Origin of the sequence: Kitasatospora sp. NPDC008115, from assembly GCF_042957205.1 — a bacterium.
Taxonomy (GTDB): domain Bacteria; phylum Actinomycetota; class Actinomycetes; order Streptomycetales; family Streptomycetaceae; genus Kitasatospora.
In genome coordinates, this window is sequence record NZ_JBIBHU010000010.1 from 217,984 (window position 1) to 238,290 (window position 20,307).

12 protein-coding genes are annotated in these 20,307 nt (G+C 73.3%); 5 read left to right on the forward strand and 7 right to left on the reverse strand.

Going from position 1 to position 20,307, the window contains the following annotated elements; genetic code table 11:
* The first annotated feature begins 19 nt into the window (after positions 1 to 19).
* The 4 genes from ACFZBX_RS15575 (at position 20) to ACFZBX_RS15590 (ending at position 5,835) form a co-directional block, all read left to right on the forward strand.
* Complete coding sequence (locus ACFZBX_RS15575) at positions 20 to 151, forward strand: hypothetical protein (protein WP_391534283.1); 132 nt, start codon at positions 20 to 22, stop codon at positions 149 to 151.
* 194 nt (positions 152 to 345) lie between these two features.
* Positions 346 to 2,670, forward strand: a complete 2,325-nt coding sequence (locus ACFZBX_RS15580) for a collagenase (protein WP_391534284.1) — start codon at positions 346 to 348, stop codon at positions 2,668 to 2,670.
* 217 nt (positions 2,671 to 2,887) lie between these two features.
* Positions 2,888 to 5,236 carry a collagenase gene (locus ACFZBX_RS15585; protein WP_391534285.1) on the forward strand — a complete coding sequence of 783 codons (2,349 nt, stop codon included), beginning with the start codon at positions 2,888 to 2,890 and terminating at the stop codon, positions 5,234 to 5,236.
* A 179-nt stretch (positions 5,237 to 5,415) separates the two neighbouring features.
* Positions 5,416 to 5,835: a hypothetical protein gene (locus ACFZBX_RS15590; RefSeq protein ID WP_391534286.1), complete on the forward strand. Its 420-nt coding sequence runs from the start codon at positions 5,416 to 5,418 to the stop codon at positions 5,833 to 5,835.
* A 9-nt stretch (positions 5,836 to 5,844) separates the two neighbouring features.
* Here the strand turns inward: ACFZBX_RS15590 and ACFZBX_RS15595 are convergent, their stop codons facing one another.
* A complete protein-coding gene (locus ACFZBX_RS15595; protein WP_391534287.1) occupies positions 5,845 to 11,745 on the reverse strand; it encodes a TIR domain-containing protein in 5,901 nt (1,966 codons plus the stop codon).
* Positions 11,746 to 11,904: 159 nt separating this feature from the next.
* Here ACFZBX_RS15595 and ACFZBX_RS15600 point away from each other — a divergent pair, with 159 nt between their 5' ends.
* Positions 11,905 to 13,107, forward strand: coding sequence for an SLC13 family permease (locus ACFZBX_RS15600; RefSeq protein WP_391534288.1), 1,203 nt, complete (start codon positions 11,905 to 11,907; stop codon positions 13,105 to 13,107).
* Here ACFZBX_RS15600 and ACFZBX_RS15605 read toward each other — a convergent pair whose 3' ends face one another.
* From ACFZBX_RS15605 to ACFZBX_RS15630, 6 genes are all read right to left on the reverse strand, one after another.
* Positions 13,108 to 13,962 (reverse strand): inositol monophosphatase family protein, encoded by an 855-nt coding sequence (locus ACFZBX_RS15605; protein WP_391534289.1) that lies wholly within the window; start codon positions 13,960 to 13,962, stop codon positions 13,108 to 13,110.
* Positions 13,943 to 14,608, reverse strand: coding sequence for a hypothetical protein (locus ACFZBX_RS15610; protein WP_391534290.1), 666 nt, complete (start codon positions 14,606 to 14,608; stop codon positions 13,943 to 13,945). The genes ACFZBX_RS15605 and ACFZBX_RS15610 overlap by 20 nt, the downstream gene beginning before the upstream one ends.
* A 152-nt stretch (positions 14,609 to 14,760) precedes the next feature.
* Positions 14,761 to 17,322 carry a ricin-type beta-trefoil lectin domain protein gene (locus tag ACFZBX_RS15615; RefSeq protein ID WP_391534291.1) on the reverse strand — a complete coding sequence of 854 codons (2,562 nt, stop codon included), beginning with the start codon at positions 17,320 to 17,322 and terminating at the stop codon, positions 14,761 to 14,763.
* A gap of 354 nt (positions 17,323 to 17,676) precedes the next feature.
* Entirely contained in the window at positions 17,677 to 18,690 is a 1,014-nt protein-coding gene (gene adhP, locus ACFZBX_RS15620) for an alcohol dehydrogenase AdhP (protein WP_391534292.1), read from the reverse strand.
* 160 nt (positions 18,691 to 18,850) lie between these two features.
* Positions 18,851 to 19,234, reverse strand: coding sequence for a VOC family protein (locus ACFZBX_RS15625; protein WP_380764290.1), 384 nt, complete (start codon positions 19,232 to 19,234; stop codon positions 18,851 to 18,853).
* A gap of 81 nt (positions 19,235 to 19,315) precedes the next feature.
* Entirely contained in the window at positions 19,316 to 20,254 is a 939-nt protein-coding gene (locus tag ACFZBX_RS15630) for a helix-turn-helix domain-containing protein (protein WP_391534293.1), read from the reverse strand.
* Positions 20,255 to 20,307 lie beyond the last annotated feature (53 nt).

Genomic DNA, 20,307 nt, shown 5'->3' on the forward strand with positions numbered 1-20,307 from the left:
CGCACGGACTAACGGGGCGATGGCCGCGGCCGTCGGGGACCTGCCGGTGTGCGCGGGCGCGGCACCGGCTCCGGCGGACCTGTCGGTGGACCCGTCCGCGCTGCTGGAGTTCGCGGCGCTCACCCCGCACGCGGCGGTCCGGGCGGCCTGAGGCGCAGCGGCCACCCGACCATATCGGGACAAAAGCCCCGATCGACGGGCTCCTGACAACATTTCGGTTGCGGCGGGAGAATTCCTCGATCTTCGATCTTCCCAACCCACTGTGACGTGTGCCATTTTACATGTCACACATCGAGAGCCGCGTCCCCCATGCCGCGGCCCGAACGGCCCCGGAGGCCCCCACAGATGCGTTCCTCCTGGATATCGACGGCCAACGCGCGCAGGCTCCCTGCGCTCGGCGCCGCCTTCTTCATCGCACTCGGCCTGTTCACCCCGCAGAGCCAGGCCGCCCCCGTCGGCGCCACGGCCCCGGCGGGCAACAGCGCCGCCTCGTCGACGCCGCGCTCCATCCCGGTGCCCAAGTCTCCCGACGCCAAGAGCACCAGCCCCTTCAAGCTGTCCGCCCAGGACAGCATCGAGGAGTCGGCCCCGCCGGCCGCCCCGGCCACCCAGCCGGCCAAGGCCGCCAAGGGCTACTCGGCCGCCGCCGCGGAGCCGTGCCCCGACCTCTCCGGAGTGCTCAACGCCACGGGCAGCGCGTTGGTCCAGCAGCTCAAGGCGCTGCCGCGGGTCGACTGCACCTACCCGCTGTTCAACCTCACCGGGGACAGCGTCAAGGCCTTCCGCGAGGCCAACATGGTGACCGTCGCCAACGCCCTGCGCGACGCCTCCGCCACCTACCCGGGTGACAACAGCACCAACATCGGGCAGCTGGTCCTGTTCCTGCGCGCCGGCTACTACGTGCAGTGGAAGTACCCGGCCCTCGTCGGCGCCTACGGCCCGACGCTGAAGGGCGCGACCGGCGGCGCGCTGGACGCCTTCTTCGCCTCCGCACACGGCAAGGACGCCACCGACGCCAACGGCGCGCTCCTCGTCGAGCTCGTCAAGGTGATCGGCCAGAGCGACACCCTCGGCCGCAACGCCGGCGTGTTCAAGTGGCTGCTCGGCAACTACAACGGCACCTGGCCCGCCCAGATGACCAACACCGTGGCGGAGTTCGACTGGGTCCTCAAGGACGCCTTCGAGTCCGAGACCGACGCCGCGGGCTGGAAGGCCGCCCTCAAGGCCGACCCCTCCCTCCTCAACACCTGGTCCGGCTTCATCACCCGCAACGACTCGCAGCTGAACCGCTGGGACGTCGTCAGCAACATCGGCCGCTACCTGGGCTACGGCCTGAAGGTCGACGAGCTCAAGGGCCAGCTGCGGCCGATCATGAAGGACCTGATCAACCGCTACCCGAATGTCGGCCCCACCGCCCCGATCACCATGAACCTGGGCTGGGCCACCCGTCAGTTCGACAAGGGCCACTGCGCGGACTACGGCATCTGTGACCTGAACACCCGCCTGATGCCGGTGATCCTGCCGATCCAGCGCGTCTGCAACGACGGCCTGAAGATCAAGGCCCAGGACATGTCCCCGGGCCAGCTGGACTCCACCTGCACCAGCCTGATCAACCAGGACGCCTACTTCCACAAGATCATCGGTGACAAGGGCGCCATCCCCGGCGACGTGAACACCAACCTGGAGGTCGTCGCCTTCGACGACTACGACCAGTACTCGCTGTACGCCTGGGCCTTCTACGACATCGACGTCGACAACGGCGGCATGTACGAGGAGGGCAACCCGGCCGTGGCCGGCAACCAGGCCCGCTTCATCGCGCACGAGGCGTCCTGGCTGCGGCCGTCGTTCTCGATCTGGAACCTCAACCACGAGTACACCCACTACCTCGACGGCCGCTACAACATGGCCGGCGACTTCGAGGCCAGCCAGACCACCCCGACCATCTGGTGGGTCGAGGGCATCGCGGAGAACATCTCCTACGGCTACCGGGGCGAGCGCAACGCCGACGCGATCGCCGAGGCCGGCAAGAAGACCTACAAGCTCAGCGAGCTGTTCGACACCGTCTACGGCCAGACCGCCGACGCCGACGAGAACTCCAACCGCGTCTACCGCTGGGGCTGGCTCGCCGTGCGCTACATGCTCCAGGAGCACCGCTCCGACCTGGACGCCGTGCTCACCAAGTACCGCGCCGGTGACTGGAACGGCGCCCGCACCGTCCTGAAGCAGGACATCGGCACCCGCTACGACGCCGGCTTCGAGGCCTGGCTGACCAAGTGCGCGAGCAACGACTGCGGTCCGCTCCCGGAGGCCCCCACCGGCCCGGTCACCCCGACCACCCCGCTCTGCACCATCGCCGACACCCGTCAGTTCGACAACAACTGCCGCCGTGACAACCTGGCCGCCACCACCGGCAACTACAGCTACCACTTCATCAACCTGCCGGCCGGCGTCCAGAAGCTGACCATCACCAGCAGCGGCGGCACCGGCAACGCCGACCTCCTCTACGGCGGCTCCAACTGGGCCACCACGGGCAACGCCCTGGCCAAGTCCACCAACGCCGGCAACGGCGAGACGCTGACCATCACCAACCCGCCCGCCGGGTGGGCCTTCTTCAGCCTCGCCGCCCAGCAGGACTTCGCGGGCGTCACCCTCTCCGTGCAGTACCAGTAACAGAATCCGCACACGAAGGGCCCCGCCGGGTAACCGGCGGGGCCCTTTTCGCACCATTCGGGACCGGATCGGTCCGCGGCTGACAACGTTTCGGTTTCGGCGGACGGCAATCCCGTCCAATCCCTTCCGGCGCCATGCGACATGTGCCATTTTACATGTCACACAATGATCGCCTCGTGCCCCACACGAGGCCCAACTGCCCCGGAGGCCCCCACAGATGATCCGGATCTCCAAGGCCAACGCGCTCAGAGTGCCCGCACTCGGCGCCGCCTTCTTCATCGCGCTCGGCCTGTTAACCCCGCCGAGCCAGGCCGCCCCGGCCGACACCACCCCGACCGGCTCCGCCGTGGTCCCCCTCGACGCCGCGTCCGCCGCCACCACCCCGCGGGGCATCCCGTTCCCGAAGTCGCCCGACTCCAGGAACTACGACCCCTACCGCAGCCCCGCCCAGGACTCCGGCGCGCAGAGTGCCCCGCAGAGTGCCCCGCAGGCCGCCCCGGCTCCCGAGGCCGGCGTGGCGGCCAAGTCCGCGGCCTCCCCCTGGGATCCCTGTCCGCCGGACCTCTCCGCAGTGATCAGCGCCACGGGCAGCGCGCTGGTCCAGGAGCTCAAGGGCCTGCCGCGGCCGGACTGCGCCTGGAAGCTCTTCGACCTCAACGCCACCACCTCCGCGGCCGCCTTCAACGAGTCCAAGATGGTGACCGTCGCCAACGCGCTGCGCGACACCGCCGTCAACTACCCCGGCGACAACAGCACCGCCGTCGGCCAGCTGGTCGCGTACCTGCGTGCCGGTTACTACAAGCAGGAGCAGTACCCGGCCGCCGTCAGCGCCTACGGCCCGGCGGTCGACCAGGCGGCCGTCGGCGCGCTGGACGTCTTCTTCGCCGAAGCCCACAGCAAGGACGTCACCGCCGCCAACGGCGAGATCCTCGCCGAGGTCCTCAAGGTGGTCGGGCAGTCGAACTCGGCCGGCCGGTACCTCCCCCGGGTCAAGTGGCTGCTGGACAACTACAAGGGCACCTGGCCCAAGCCGATGGCCAACAGCGTCGACCAGCTCGACTGGGTCGTCAAGGACGCGTTCGAGGACAAGAACGACGCCACCGGCTGGAAGGCCGCCGTCAAGGCCGACCCCGGCACCCTCGACACCTGGTACGGCTTCATCACCCGCAACGAGCGCCAGCTGAACCGCTGGGACCCGGTCAGCAACGTCGGCCGCCACCTCGGGTACTTCCTCGGCCTGCCCGAGTTCAAGGACCGCACCAAGCCGATCCTGAAGAACCTGATCCACCGCTACCCCAACACCGGCCCGACCGCCGCGCTCACCATGGGCCTGGGCTGGGCCACCCGCGAGTTCGACAAGGGCAACTGCGCCACCTACGACATCTGCGACCTGGCCACCCGCCTCATGCCGGTGATCCTGCCGACGCAGCACGTGTGCTCCCCGAACCTGAAGATCCGGGCGCAGGACATGTCCCCCGCTCAGCTGGACGCCACCTGCGAGAACCTGGCCAACCAGGACGCCTACTTCCACAAGATCATCGGTGACAAGGGCGCCGTCCCCGGCGACGTGAACACCAACCTGGAGGTCGTCGCCTTCGAGAACAGCGACGAGTACGGCTGGTACGCCTGGGCCTTCTACGACATCGACGTCGACAACGGCGGCATGTACGAGGAGGGCAACCCGGCCGTGCCCGGCAACCAGGCCCGCTTCATCGCGCACGAGGCCTCCTGGATGCAGCCGGACTTCGACATCTGGAACCTCAACCACGAGTACACCCACTACCTCGACGGCCGCTACAACATGGCCGGCGACTTCGATGCCAGCCAGCTCACCCCGACCATCTGGTGGGTCGAGGGCATCGCCGAGAACATCTCCTTCGGCTACCGGGGCGAGCGCAACGAGAACGCGATCACCGCGGCCCGCGACAAGACCTACAAGCTCAGCCAGCTGTTCGACACCGTCTACGACCACACCGCCAACGCCGACATCAACTCCGCCCGCGTCTACCGCTGGGGCTGGCTGGCCGTGCGCTACATGCTCCAGGAGCACCGCGCCGACATCGACGCCGTGCTCGCCAAGTACCGCGCCGGCGACTGGAACGGCGCCCGCACCTTCCTGAAGCAGACCATCGGCACCCGCTACGACGCCGGTTTCGACGCCTGGCTGGACGCCTGCGCGAGCAACGACTGCGGCCCGCTGCCGGACGCGCCGACCGGCCCGGTCACCCCGACCGTCCCGGTCTGCACCATCGCCGACCCGCGCCAGTTCGACAACAACTGCCGCCGCGACAACCTGACCGCCGCCACCGGCAACCTCAGCTACCACTTCATCAACCTGCCGGCCGGCGTCCAGAAGCTGACCATCACCAGCAGCGGCGGCACCGGCAACGCCGACCTCTACTACGGAACCAACTGGGCCACCACCACCAACTACTCCGCCAAGTCCACCAACACCGGCAACGGCGAGACGCTGACCATCACCAACCCGCCCGCCGGGTGGGTCTACTTCAGCCTCGCCGCCCAGCAGGACTTCGCGGGCGTCACCGTCACCACGCAGTACCAGTAGCACCGGGCAACGCAACTAGCACCGAGTGCTAGACCTAGCACCACCCGGAACAACCGGCGCCGGGCAGCACGGACCGGAACCGCACCATGAACGAGGGCCCCGCCGTTGTGCGTACGGCGGGGCCCTGCACCGTGCCGGCGGAACCGCGCGGCGGGGCCGGCGCGTCCCCGGCAGGACGGATGATCACCGGAGCGGGGGGGCGGGCCATGGCGGCGGCGGACGGGCGGGAGCGCGGCGGGGGCAGGGGCGCCGGTCCTGGGTGGTTCCTGACCGGCCCGCTGCTGACGGCGGCCGGCGCCGTCGTCGGCACCGGGCTCGCCGCCTCGGTGTGGAACGAGCGGTGCCCGTCCGGGGTCGAACCGCCGCACCGCGTCGCCCTCGCCGTGATCACCATGCCGGCGGTCTGGTTCACGATGACCGTGACGCTGGCGCTCCTCCAGGTGCCGCTGCGCCGGGCGCCGGCCGGTGTGCGCTGGTGCTTCCTCGGCGGCATGGCGGTCCTGCTCACGGCGCTCTACGTGATCGGCATGGGCCGCCCGCCGTCGGTGCCGCCGGACGACTGCCACGAATCCTGGCCCCTCTTCCCGTTCGCCGGCTGACGCACGCGCCTACAGCTCCTCCTCCGGGGCGAGGCGGTGGACGCCGGGGAGGTGGGAGTCGAGTTCGCCCGGTTCGAAGCGGCACATGCCGACCGCGTGCCAGAACTCGCCGGCCACGTCCCCCTCGCACTTGTAGGCACCGGAGGGCAGCAGGGCCGCCCAGCCGTCGGGGGCGCCGAGGAGGGTGGCGAGGGCGGTGGGGCGGCCGTCGGCGGGGACCCGCCAGAGGCGGACGGTGCCGTCCTCGCCGCCGCTGGCGAGCAGTGAGCCGTCCGGGCTGAAGGTGACGGCCAGGATCCGGCCGGTGTGGCCGCGCAGCCCGGCCAGTTCGGTACCGCTGAGCGGGTCCCAGATCCGCACCACCCGGTCGTCACCGGCGGTGGCGAGCAGCGGGCGGTGCGGGTGGGCGGCGGCGGTCCACAGCCGGCCGATGTGGCTGGTGAGGCGGTGGCGCACGGCGCGGTCGACCCAGATCAGGGCGGTGCCGTCCCAGGAGACGCTGGCCAGCCAGGCGCTGTCGCGGGCGGGCGCGACGGCGTACACCCGGTCGGTGTGGCCGCCGAGTTCGGCCTCGACCCGTCCGGTGGCGATGTCGGAGATCCGTACCGTGGCGTCGTCGCAGCCGGTGAGCAGCTGCCGTCCGTCGGGGCTGAAGGCGATGGAGCGGACCCGGCCGCGGTGCTCGCGCAGCGTGATGAGGTGGGCGCCGGTGCGGCGGTACCAGATGCGGACGGTGTCGTCGTCGTTGGCGGTGGCGACCAGGGTGCCGTCGGCGCTGAACGCCTCCGCCCAGACGTGCTCGGTCTCGACGTCCATCTCGCGCAGGTACTCGCCGGTGCGGGCGTTCCACAGGCACAGGTCGCCGTCGTTGGTGGCGGTGGCGAGCACGGCCTCCTCGGGGCTGAACACGGCGGAGACCAGCCGGCTGCTGCGGCCGGAGAGTTCGCGCAGCCGGCAGCCGGTGGACGGGTCCCAGACCCGGATCGCGCCGTCGTTGCCGCCGGCCGCGAGCAGGGTGCCGTCGCCGCTGAAGGTGAGCGAGCCGATCCGCCGGCCGTGGCCGCGCAGCAGTTGGCGGCTGCGGCCGCTGGCCGGGTCCCAGAGCCGGACGCGGCCGTCGTTGCCGCCGGTGACGAGCAGCGGGTCGTTCTCCGCGCCGCCGCGTCCCGACCCCGGGCGGAAGCGGCAGGCCCAGACCGAGCCGCGGTGCTCGGGGGGCTGGCGGCGCAGCGGCACCACTTCGCGTCCGCCGGCCGCGCCGACGACGCCCGCGCCCTCGGCGGCGCCGACCCGCCAGACCCGCACGCCGCCGTCGCTGTCGCTGGCGGCGAAGCGGGTGCCGGCCTCGTCGAAGGTGACCTGGTAGATCTTGCCGGTGGAGTCCTCGGCCCGTCCGGCGGAGGTGCCGTCGAGGGGGTTCCAGAACCGGATCTGGCCTTCGGTGTCGCCGCTGGCGAGCAGGTCGCCGTCGGGGTGGAAGGCGAGGGTGTAGATCCGGCCGGTGTGGCCGGGCATGCTGTGGCGCAGTCGGCGTCCGGCGACCTCCCAGATCCGGACGGTGCCGCCGGTGCCGTCGTCCGGGCCGCCGTCGGCGGTGGCGATCAGGGTGCCGTCGGGGCTGAACGCGGAGCGGTAGACGGTGCCGCGGTGGCCGGGGAGGACGGCGAGACGGCGGCCGTTGACGGTGGACCAGAGGCGGGCGCCGCCGCCCTGGTCGCCGGTGACGATGACGGTGCCGTCGGGGTTGAAGACGGCGGTGTAGACGGGGGCGGCGTGGCCGGGCAGGCGGTGCAGGGGTTCGCCGGTGGCGGTGTCCCAGAGGGTGACGACGCCGTTGAGGTCGCCGGTGGCGACCATCCGGCCGTCGCGGGAGAGGGAGACAGGCCAGACGCCGCCGGGGTGGACGTCGAGGACGTGGCGGCATTCGCCGGAGACGGGGTCCCAGAGCCGGACGGTGCCGTCGGCGCTGCCGGTGGCGAGGACGTCGTCGGCGAACTTGACGACGTAGACGCGGCCGATGTGGTCCTTGAGGGTGCGCAGGGCGATGCCGGTGACGGCGTCGCAGACGAGGACGCTGCCGTCCTCGGAGCCGACGGCGAGCAGGTGGCCGTCGCGGCTGAAGGCGACGGGTTCGGGCAGTCGGGTGGAGCGTACGTCGAAGCCGTAGGGGACGCCGACCTCGGAGGGGCTGAAGCCGGCTTCGACGGGCAGTCCGGGGGCGATGGCGGCGGCGCGCAGTTCGGGGGCGGCGAGCACTTCGTCGTCGGTGACGGCGGAGATGAGGGCGGCCCGCTGCCAGCGGCTGCCGCGCAGCCGGGCGCCGCGCAGGTCGGTGCGGATGAGCCGGGCGCCGTGGAGGTCGGCGAAGCGCAGGTCGGCGCCGCTGAGGTCGGCGGAGTCCAGGCGGGCGCCGGCGAGGCGGGCGCCGCGCAGGTCGGCGCTGGCGAGGTTGGCGCCGAGCAGCCGGGCGCCGCGCAGGTCGGCGCCGAAGAGGTCGACGCCGGAGAGGTCGCGGTGCGAGAGGTCCTCGCCGGCGAGGGTGGCGCCGCGCAGGTCGGTGTGGGCGGGCACGCGCAGGCGGTCGAGGACCTTGACGGCGTTGAGCCGGGCGGTCTCGGGGGTGGTGTCGGCGGCGTCCAGGACGGAGCGGGCCCAGCGCTGGCAGACCTGGTGGTCGGCGAGGTCGCAGAGGAATTCGACGGCGAGGCGGCTGAGCGGGCCGCGGGCGAGCAGGGTGGTGTCGCCGCGCCGGAGTGCCTCGGCGGCGGCGCGGGCGACGAGCCATTCGACCACGGAGCCGTGGATGAAGTGGAACATGCCCTCGTCGGAGCGGACCAGCAGGCTGCCGGAGCCGACGGCGTGGGCGACCTGCGGGGTGGGCATGCGGTTCTCGGCGAGGCCGCTGAGCACGCCGGCGATGTCGACAATCTCGTCGAGGGGGATGGAACTGCGGCCGCTCTCCCACAGGCGCAGGGCGAGCAGGGTGACGGCCTGCCAGAGCTGGTCGAGGTGGAGGCCGGGGGCGGCGCCGGGGCCGCCGTGGCCGCGTTGTTCCTCGAACCGCAGCCAGGCGGTGAAGACCTCCTGGTAGAGGCCGGCGGCGCTGAGTGCGCGGCCGGCGCCGGCGACGGCGCGCAGCCGGTCGTGGTCGAGGTCGGCGACGAAGCTGAGCAGGCGGGGGTTGCGGCACAGGGCGAGCAGGTCGGGGATGCCTTCCAGCAGGCGCATCCGGCGGGCGGCGGCCTCCTGGTCGCCGTAGCGGTTGCCGAGGTAGCCGCGGATCTGGTGGGGGGTGAAGTCCTGGACGGCGATGAGGCGGCGTTGCGGGAGCAGGCCGACGCGTTCGCCGAGTGCGGTGAGGACCTGTTCGTGGGAGCTGAAGTGCTGGGTGCGGCTGGTGACGACGATCTTGGCGTTGTCGACGGCGGCGTCGAGCAGGACCTGGAGGTGGTCGGCGGCGCGTTCGTAGCTGACCCGGTTGACGAGTTCGTCGAAGCCGTCGAAGAGCAGGACGACGCGGCCTTGGCGGAGCATGTAGCGGAAGGCGCGCAGGTCGAGGGTGTCGATGCCGTGCTCGGTGAGGTGGGCGGCGACCAGGCCGTCCAGCGAGTGGGCCTTGTCGAGTGCGCTGAGCTCGATGAACAGCGGTGCCAGGTGCGGGAGTTCGCCGGGCAGGCGGCGGGCGAGCTCGCGCAGGGCGAAGGTCTTGCCGCGGCCGAAGTCGCCGAGCAGCAGGACGAAGCGGCCGTGGTCGGATTCGAGCAGGCGCAGCAGTTCGTCGACCAGGCCGTCGCGTTCGTCGGCGGCGGGGCGTTCGGCGTCGCGGTAGCGCTGGGGCAGGTAGAGGCCGGGGTGGTACTGGCTGTCGGTGGCGAGCCGTTCGGTCTGGGCGGCGACGTAGCCGCGCAGGTCGAGCAGGCCCTGGAACTCCAGGAAGCTGCGCAGCCTCACGCCGCGCCGGCGGGCGCGGTCGCGCAGTTCGCGGGTGGGCGGGGGGCCGTCGTGGACGAGTTCGGCGTCGAGGGCGGTGCCGTCGGCGTGGACGGATTCGGCGAAGCGTTCGACTTCTTCCTCGGTGGGGGTGCCGACGCAGGCGGCGACCCGCTGCTGGCGGACCATCCCGGATTCGGCCCAGGTGACGAAGAGTTGGCCGGTGCCGCCGGCGACGGGGCGGATCTGGGCGCCGGGGTGGCGGGTGCGGCAGACTTCGGCGACCCGGGCCAGCAGTGCTTCCTCGGGGGTGGCGAGTGCGCGGGTCTCGTGGTCGGTGTCGGCGGGTTCGCGGACCTCCTCCAGTTGCGGGGGGCCGGCGTCGGGGGCCGGTTCTGGGGGCGGGAAGGCGCGTTCGGCCCGGCGCCAGGGCTGGTTGAGGCGTTGGCGTTCGCCGGCGGGGGCGGGCCAGCGGCTGAGGCCCTCGCGGGTGAGCTGGAGCAGTTGGTGGGCGCCGGGGGCGGCCGCGCCGAGGACGGGCAGGGTGCCGGCGGAGGTGGTGAGGGTGCGGGGGGCGGTGCGGCCGTCGCCGGGGCCGTGCAGCAGCAGGTGGAGGCGGGGTGCGGTGAGCCGGGTGAAGCGGTCGCCGTCGCGCAGCGGTTCGGCGTCCGCGCCGCGGGGCGGGCGGACGGCGGGGGCGAGGTTGCCGGAGCGGGCGCCGGGGGCGGTGGCGGCGACGGGGTGGCGCAGGGCGCCGATCCGCAGCCAGCCGTCGTTCTCGTAGGGGCGCAGGGCCTGGGCGAACCAGGCGGCCTGTTCGGGGCCGAGCCAGCCGTAGCGGTCCTCGGGGCGGTGGGTCCAGGCCATGGAGGAGTTGAGGCCGGCGACGACGGTGCCGAGTTCGGGGACCGGGAAGAGGGTCCAGGGCTGGGCGCTATCGAAGACGACGTCGAGGCCCTGGTAGAACTCCTGGAACAGGCGGGCGTAGTGCCGCCATTTGGGCCAGTAGGGCGGGGCGGGCCGCAGTTCGTCGGCCTCGCAGGTGGCGAAGTAGGCGCGGGAGGCGGCCTGGTTGACGTCCTGGCCGCCGGGCAGGACGGCGACGCGGTGGGGTTCGAGGCCGAGCAGGGCGCGGATGCCGGTGAGGAAGGAGAGCGCCTGTTCGCATTCGCGGGGGCTTCCGGAGGCGGTGAGGTCTCCGGTGACGACGACGAGTTCGGGGGTGGGGGCGCCGGTGTCGGCGAGTTCGACGAGGTCGCCCCAGATGGCGGCCTGGAGGTCGACGGGGTCGTGGCCGCTGCCGAAGGCGGGTCCGGCGAGGTGGAGGACGGTGACGGCCTCGCGTGCGCCGGGGCGGCCGGCGGCCTGCGGGTACTCGGGCTGTACGGAGGGGCGGCGGCGGCCGGCCCGGCCGGTGCCGCCGACCTGGCGGGGGGCGGGGACGTGGCTCTGGGCGGGGTCCTGGGTCCGGAGCGGTCCGCCGGAGCCGCCGGAGCCGCCGTTGCCGGGGTAGCCGGGGACCAGGTCGGGGCGGGCCCGGCCGTCCATCGCCTGGGCGACCCTGGTGAGGAGCAGTTCGCGGGCGCGGGCGGGCTCGGTGACGCCGACGAGGTCGATGTAGGTGAGGGTGGCGAGCAGGCCATCCACCGGGATGTCCTCGATGCGGACGGTGACCAGCCGCCGCTCAGGCGCGTCCGGGTCGGCGCGCAGCGCGGCCTGCCACTCCATCCGGCCGTAGCGCGAGCGCTCGTAGTTGCGCGAGAGCAGCGCGATGACGGCGGCGGACTCGGTCACGCCGCGGTCCATGAAGTCGACGAAGTTGGTGCCGGGCACGAAGTCCCAGGCCTGGAGGAAGGCGCGGTAGCCCGCTTCCTCCAGGATCCAGGCGATCCAGGCCGCCCAGCGTTCGTCGGCCGGCGAGTAGCTGATGAAGAAGTCGATCGGCCCGGGGCCACCCGGGCTCGCGTCAAGAGCCCCCATGGGAGGAGCTTATGACCGATCCGGAGAGGCTCAACCCTGTTTCGCCGCAACGGATCCGGGTGGTTTTCGGCGGCGAGGGGTCGAACCCGCGAGCGGACGGCGTCCTTCCGTACGATCGGCGGCTCGACCGGCAACGCCTCGTGTGCGACCCTGACGTCCGTGTTCGCGTACTGGCCCGCCGTGAAGCGGCTGCACCCCCTGGACCTGCTCGCCGCGGGGCTGCTCGCCTTCGGCCTGCTGTTCCTCGCCACCGGGCTCCTGCCGACCGACTCCGCCGGGGCGGCCGTCCACCGGATCGCCCCGCTGCTGGCCTTCCTCGGCTCGGTCATCGTGCTCGCGGAGCTCACCAGCGCCGCCGGGGTGTTCGACGTGGTGGCCACCTGGGTGGCGCGGGCCGGGCGGGGCAGCTATCCGGCGCTGTTCCTGCTCTGCGTGGGCTTCGCCGCGCTCACCACGACGGTGCTCAACCTGGACACCACCGCGGTGCTGCTCACCCCGGTCATGCTGGCGCTGGCCGGCCGGGTGGGCATCGCCCCGCTGCCGCTGGCGATGACCACGGTCTGGCTGGCGAACACGGCGAGCCTGCTGCTGCCGGTCTCCAATCTGACCAATCTGCTGGCCGCCGACCGGGTCGCGCTCTCCCCCGCCGGCCTGGCCCGCGCCATGTGGGCGCCGCAGCTGGCCGCGCTGCTGGTCACCATGGTCTGCCTGTGGGGGTTCTACTGGCGGCGCGGGCGGCGCGGCGCGGCCGTCTACACGCCGCCCGAGGCGCACCGGCCCGGGGACCGGGTGCTGTTCCGGATCTGCGCGCTGGCCTGCACCGGCTTCCTGGCGGCCAGCCTGGCGGCGGTGGTCCCGCTCTGGGCGGCCTCGGGCGCGGCGGCGGCGGTCGTGGTGGCGGCGTTCGCGGTGCGCCGGCCGGAGGCGCTGCGGGTGTCGCTGGTGCCGTGGCGGCTGCTGGTGATGGTGCCCGGCATGTTCCTGGTGGTGCAGACCGTGGACGCGCACGGGCTGCACCGGCTGCTCGCCGACGCGGTCGGCGCGGACGGCGGCACGCTCGGCCTGTTCCGGGCCTCGGCGGTCGGCGCGGGCCTGTCCAACGTGCTGAACAACCTGCCGGTGTACCTGGCCGGGGAGGCCGCGGTGCCGGAGGGCAACCACACCCAGCTGCTGGCGCTGCTGATCGGCACCAATGTCGGCCCGCTGGTCACGCCGTGGGCGTCGCTGGCCACCCTGCTCTGGTTCGAGCGCTGCCGCTCGGCGGGGCTGCGGGTGCCGCTCGGCAACGTGGCCGCGACCAGCGCGGTGCTGGCGCTCGGCGCCGTCACCCTGGCGACGGCGGCGCTGGCCCTGACGGGGTGACTACCCCGCCGAGGCCCGGGCCACCAGGTCCAGCAGGTACGGGAGGGCCTCCGGGCGGGCGGCGACATAGCTGCGGGCCGCCTCCGGCCTCCCGGTCCGGGCGCTGAAGGGGCCGCCGTCGAGCGTGCGGACCTCCAGACCCGCCTCGGTGGCGAGCAGCAGGCCGGCCGGCAGGTCGATCTCCTCCGCCCGGTGGCCGACGAAGCCGTCGATCAGCCCGCGGGCCAGCAGCGACCAGGTGAGCAGCGGCGCCCACAGCTGGAGCACCCGGCCCGCGCCGGCCTCCAGGGCGTCCTTGAGGGCCCGGGCCACCGGGTCGCCGGCCGGCACGCCGTGGCCCTGGGTCCAGCCGAGCACCGGGCGGGCGGCGCGCAGCGGGCGCGCGGGGGCCCGCAGCCTCCCGGCCGGGCCGTACGCGCCGGCGCCGCGCACCGCGCGCCAGGTGTGGCCGGCCACCGGGTCGTGCACCACGCCGAGCACCGGCTCGTCGTCCACGCAGAGCGCGACGCCGACCACGTAGGCGGGCAGGCCGATCACCACGTTGTTGCTGCCGTCCAGCGGGTCGACCAGCCAGGTGCGGCGGGCGCCGGGTGCGCCGGGCCGCCCGCCGCCCTCCTCGGCGCGGATCCGGTCGGCCGGGAAGCGCCCGGCCAGCCGGCGGGTGAGGAGTTCCTCGGCGAGCAGGTCGAGTTCGGTGACCACGTCGCCGTCCGCGCCCTTGGCGTCCACCCGGAAGGCGCCGTGGAAGCGCGAGCGCAGCAGGGCGCCCGCGTCCTCGGCGGCACGCACCGCGACCCGGCACTCCTGCGCGTACTCCCCGGCCCCGTGGCCGGGGTCAGCCGTCGAAGCGTCCACCGATCCTCCTGGCCGCCTCCCGCGCGATCCGGGCCGTCCGGTCCGCGTCGCACAGCCGCCGCACCACCCGGCGGGCGGCGCCGTCCAGCGGCCCCAGCAGCACGTCCACCGGTCCCGGTACGGTGCGGCCGAGCACGACGGTCGCGGTGGGCGAGCCGTCCGGCAGCACCGTGGCGTGGAACTCCCCCGCCCGCAGGGTGTAGGTCTCGCCGCGCCCGCTGGTCTGCTCCTCCAGCGGCTCCCAGCGCACCAGCCGAGCGGTGGGCCGCACCTCGTCCACCCCGGCGGCGGGGTCGCTGTGCACCTCGTAGGCCCGGTGGGTGGGCCGGGCGCTCTCGTCGTGCACCCCGATCCGCAGATTGCCGATCCGTCCGTAGAGCACGCTGCTCTTCAACTCCCAGCTGTGGCAGTGGATCTCGCGCTGCCCGGCGGCACTCGCCGGGTCGAAGACGTGCACGCAGACGCCGAGCGCCCCGTCGCGCAGCACCGGCAGGCAGTAGAAGCCGAGCGGGTGGGCCACCGCCCGCAGCGCCCGGGTGCCGCACGCCACCTGGGCCAGCAGTCCGCCGACCAGCGTGTCCAGCCCGGGCTCGGCGGCGGTGCGGCCCGCGGCCCGGTCGAGCGTCGTGAACAGGTCGTCGCTCATCGCTCCCCCTCGTTCCCCGTCCAACATGCTAGGACTGACGAGAAGTCGACGGCCAGCGAGTTGACGCCCCGGGCCGCGGTTTCCCGTTGCCGAATGCCGCGGGCCCGCGACGCGTGGTGCGTCGCGGGCCCGCGGGCCTGAGGGGGGAGCCGTCAGGCGGCGTTCGGGGAGAGCGTCCAGCGCTGGTTGGGGTTGCCGTTGCAGCCCCAGATGCCGAGGACGGTGCCGTTGGCGTCGTTCCAGCCGGGCAGCTCCAGGCAGGCGCCGGCGGCGGGGTTGTAGAAGGTGCCGTCGGCGCGGTACTTCCAGATCTGGCCTGCGGTGGCCTGGCAGTCGGCGAAGACGGCCTGGGCGCCCCAGGCGGTCGAGTTGTCCCGGACGGTCACGCAGCGGTCGCCGCTGCGCAGGGTGCCGTCGGCGCCGAAGGCGAACTTCTGGGTCGTGCCGCCCCAGCAGTCGTAGAAGCGCAGGCTGCCGCCGGCGGGGGCGCCGTAGTTGTCCAGGCAGCGGCCCGGGTTGTAGACGGAGTTGACGCTGAACCCGGTGGAGCGGTCCAGCGGGATGTCCTGCGGCGCGGCGAAGTTCGGCTGGTTCCCCACCGGGGCGGTGCCCGCGAACCGGACGAGCCGGCCGTCGGAGACGGTGGCGACCAGGTCGGGGTAGCCGTCGGCGTTCAGGTCACCGGGCGCGTCCACGGTCGGGAAGGCGGGCCCGGCGAGCCCGAGCGGGAGCACGGCCTGGGCGGGAGGGTACGTCCACTCCTGGGTCCCGTTCTTGCCGCAGTCCGAGATGATCAGACGCCGGCCCGGATCGGTGCCCAGAGCCGCGTCGAGGCACTTGTCCGCGTTCGGGTTCTTCAGCGTGTGCGGGTGGGGGCCGTAGGTCCACTTCTGGGCCGGGCTGCCGTTGCAGTCCCACAGGTTGACCGGCGACTCGTTGGCGGTGGCGCCGCCGGTGACGTCCAGGCACTTGCCGAGGACGTGCAGCGAGCCGTCCGCACCCCAGGTGAACTGCTGGTTGGCGGCCTCGCCCTGCTGGGAGCAGGTCCACACCAGGGCGGCGGTGCCGTTGCCGGTCCAGCCGTGGTCGATGTCCACGCACCTGGTCCCGCCGCTGCCCCACCATTCCAGGCGCTTGTGGGCGGGCAGCGCCAGCGGGGTGAAGCCGGTGACGGGCTTGCCCACAGCGTCCACCGGCAGCGGCAGGCCGGCGACCGCCCCGGTCACGGTGTCCCGCACCCAGAGCGTCGGCACGCCGTTGACCACACCCGGGGACATCAGGGTGAAGCCGCTCCAGTCGTCGCCGGCCACGCCGAGTTCGACGCCCGCGCCGATGTAGCACGCGTTCTCGGCGGGGTAGTAGCGCAGGTGGCCCTGCTCGATCATGACGAGGCCGGTGCGCCCGCTGCCCACCTGGACGGCCTTCATCTGGGCGACGTGGTTCCAGGTGTTGTCGAGGCCCTTGCCGCACCCGCCGCCGTTGCCCAGCTGGGTGCTGCTCTGGGTGAAGTGGCCCGGCACGCCGTCCGTGAAGTTCGCGTCGTTGGCGTAGACGAAGAGCTGCTTCTCGCTCTTGTGGTACGCGAACAGCGAGTCGCCGCCCCCGACGACGGCGCCGCGGTGGGCCACCAGGTAGTTGTTCCAGTCGTCCTGGCGGGGACTGCGGTTCGCCGGGGACGCCTTCTCGGGCGTCACCAACGTGCCGTCGGCGCCGCCGCGGAACAGGGTCAGCGACCCGTCGGCGGCCGGGGCCAGGTAGTCGGCCACGCCGTCGAGGTCGACGTCGCCCGGCACGGCCGGTCCCGCCGCCCTGGCGGGCGCGTAGAAGGAGTAGGTGGACGCCTGGGGCTCGGAGTTGCCGGCCGTGTCGACGGCGCGCACGTACAGCATGTGGCTGCCCCAGTCGAGGGCGCCGACGCTGATCGGGACATCGGCGTACGCGGTGCCGTCGGCCGCGAAGGAGGCCGGGACGCTGGTGCCGCCGGCCGTGTTGTCGTCGAGCGCGTACTGGAACTCGCGGACGCCGCCGGCGACACAGGTGCCGCCGGCGCAGCCGCCCGGAACCGTTTCCCTGCTGGTGACGCGAACGGTGACGCCGGTGTCACCGGCGTGGCCGGTGGGCTTGGCGCCACTGCCCAGCGGCGGGAACACCGTGGAGGGCGCGATGGACGCCTGGGTCGGCGGGGTGAGGTCGACGTTGAAGGCGCAGTCCGCCGTCACGGGGCTCTTCACGTCCCCGGCGAAGGACCAGGCGTTCCAGCCGTACTGGTGACCGTCCGCCAGCGCGCGGCCGACGTAGGCCTGGCCGGTGCCCCCGCCGGAGGGGACGACCTGGGAGGTCGGCCAGCTGCCGGCGGAGGAGTCCCGGCTCTCGCCGGCCGTGGTGTCCCACAGGTGGAAGCCGACCTGGAGGCCGGTGGCGGGCTGTCCGTCGGCGAAGGCGGACAGCCGGACGTCGGAGGTGCCGTCCGACAGGGCCGTCGTCCGGCCGATCCACCCGGGCGTGCCACCGCCGCAGGCGTTGCCGGCGGGGTTCACGGGCTGAGGGCTGGTGGTCAGCGCGCTGGGGGTGTTCGGCCCGGAGCCGCTCGCCGCCGCCGGGGTGTCCGCGAACGCGGTCGTGGGAGCGGCCAGGACGAGACCGGCCGCGCACAGCGTTGCCAGACCCCTGGCCAGTGGGCCCCCCAGCCATCCGGGGGGACGGGATTCACGCATATGTGTCAGTTCGCCTTCGCAGCAGATTCCCCCCTCGCCGTGGCCGAACGCCGGATGCCTCGCAAGCGGGCGGCGCAAACGAAGGGGAAAAGGTCAGATTTGACGCACACTCAGATCATCTGTCTACCGACAGTCCCTCACATCCACGATCGGTGCGCGGTCGAACGCTAGTGTGTTCGACCGCGCCCTGGCAATCCGTTTCCGCGATCACGGGGGAATCCCTCAGCGGCTTGAACGGAGCAGCTCAAAGGGCGTGCCGAACGGCGAAGCGCCCGGCCCCGGCCGGAGGGATCCGGTCGGGGCCGAGCGCTTCCTGATATGTCGTGGTGTCGCGGGCGGAGGCGTGCTCCCCGGTCAGCGCAGGTCGAAGACCAGACGGGCGGAGACCTTGCCGGTGAGGACCTCGTCGAAGCAGGTGTTGACGTCCTCCAGGTGGCGGGTCTCACGGATGACGCGGGTGCGGCCGAGGGCGTGGAGCCGGAAGACCTCGGCGAGGTCCTCGCGGGTGCCGACGATGGAGCCCATCACCTTGGTGCCGTTGAGGACGGTGTCGAAGACCGGGAGTTCGAGCTTGCCCTCGGCGGGGAGCGCGACCAGGACGAGGCTGCCGCCGCGGCGCAGCGCGGCGTAGGCGGCCTGGAAGGAGGCGTTGCTGACGGCGAGCGCGATGGCGGCGTGGGCGCCGCCGAGCTTGTGGACCTCGGCGGCGACGTCGTGGACCCGGGCGTCGAGGACGTGGTCGGCGCCGAGTTCGCGGGCCAGCGCGAGCTTGTCGTCGGTGACATCGACGGCGATGGTCTCGGCGCCGGCGATCCGGGCGTACTGGAGGGCGAGGTGGCCGAGGCCGCCGATGCCGGAGATCAGCACGCGGGTGCCGGGACCGGCGCCGGAGACCTTGAGGGCCTTGTAGGTGGTGACGCCGGCGCAGGAGAGCGGGGCTGCGTCGAGCGGATCGATGCCGTCGGGGACCGGGACGACGTAGTCGCCGTGGGCGAGGGCGTACTCGGCGTAGGCGCCGTCGACGGAGTAGCCGCTGTTGTGCTGGCGGGTGCAGAGGGTCTCCCAGCCGGAGACGCAGTGGTCGCAGCGCCCGCAGGCGTCGGCGAGCCACGCGATGGCCACCCGCTCGCCGACCCGGACGTGCCGGACCTCGGCGCCCGCCGCCTCGACGATGCCGACGCCCTCGTGGCCGGGCACGAACGGCGGCTCGGGCTTGACCGGCCAGTCGCCGTGCGCGGCGTGGATGTCGGTGTGGCAGAGTCCGGAGGCCTCGATCCGCACCCGTACCTGGTGCGGGGCGGGCTCGGGCACCGGGCGCTCCTCGATCACGAGCGGCTGGGTGAAGTCGTGGACGACGGCGGCCTTCATGTTCTGCTCCTGCCCTTCGTGCCGGCGGGGCCGCTTACGGACCCCCGGGACCCCGTTCACTTCCATCCCACGTCACGGCCTTGCGGGCCCGCCAGGGCCGGACGGGTGAACCCACCGGGACCATGGTCCCGGGCCGCCGGGCGGGGCACGGCTCGCGGTGCTACGGCTCGCGGTGCACGATGCGGCGGACCAGTTCGGGGACCCATTCGACGTACTCGACCTCCGCGCCGTCGGCGTGCCGGGCGTAGAGGAAGCGGCCGGTCGGCGCGGCGGTCTCGGGCGTGGTGACGACGGCGCCCGCGGCCTCCAGGGCCTCGCTCACCTCGTCGAGGTCGGAGACCACGACGGTCGCCGAGGCGTGCGCGTACTTGGCGCGCTCGGCGGGCGGTCCGGCGATCACCAGGAAGTCGCCGATGGCAGCGAGCTGGATCTCGTGGAAGCGGAACAGCAGGTCGGGCTCGGCCCCGGTGAGGGTGCGCAGCAGCGGGAGCGAGTGGTCCATGCCGTCGGCCCAGAGCCGGGCATAGGTCTTGAGGATGGCCATGGGTGCTCCGAGTCGTCCGACGGGGTACGGATCACCGTAGGCGCGCGAACTCCCATACAGAAGACCGTACTTTGCGGTGCGTCAGTGCCCGACGGTAACCGACCCGCCACCTGCGGCGGAGCGGCCCGGGCCGGTCCGGTCGGCGTCCCAGGCGAGCAGCATCCGCAGGGCGTCCTCGGAGGGGCTGCCGGCGTCGGGGGCGTAGGTGACCAGCGCCTGGTCCGGGTCGTCGGCGGAGCGGAGCGTCTCGTAGACCAGTTCCATCCGGCCGGCCAGCGGGTGGTGGAACACCTTGCGCCCCGAGGTCTTGTCGCGCACCGGGTGCTCCGCCCACCACTGGCGGAACTCCGGGCTGCGCACCGAGAGTTCGCCGATCAGCTCGGCGAGCCGGGGGTCGTCGGGGCGGCGGCCGGCCTCCAGGCGGAGGAAGGCGGCGTTCTCGCGCGCGCAGCCGACCCAGTCGTCGTAGAGGGTGCGCGAGGCCGGGTCGAGGTAGGTGATCCGGGCGATGTTGCGCTCGGCCGGGGCGAGCGCGCCGTAGTCGCCGAGCAGCGAGACGGCGGCGCGGTTCCAGGCGAGGACGTCCATCCGCCGGCCCATCACGACGGCGGGCACGTCGGGCATCGCCGCCAGCAGCCGGGCCAGCGTCGGGCGGACCTTCTGCGGGCCCAGGGGACGGCCGCCGGCGCCGCGGCCGGCGCGGGCGCGGTCCGGGCGCAGGCGGGCGAGGCGGTGCAGGTGGCCGACCTCCTCGGGGTCGAGGCGCAGCGCGCGGGCGACCGCGTCGAGCACGGAGTCCGAGGGGTTGCCGACCCGGCCCTGTTCGAGCCGGGTGTAGTAGTCGACGCTGACGCCGGCGAGCTGGGCGAGCTCCTCGCGGCGCAGGCCGGAGACCCGGCGGCGGCCGCCGAGGTCCGGCAGGCCGACGTCCTCGGGGTGGAGCCGGGAGCGCCGGGTCCGCAGGAAGTCGGCGAGGCCGCCGGCCGCGCCGGCCGCGTGGGCGTGGCTGCTGGTGCTCATACGGCCATTGTCGGCGATCGGCGCCGCCGCAGCCTGGCCCTGCCAGGACCAGG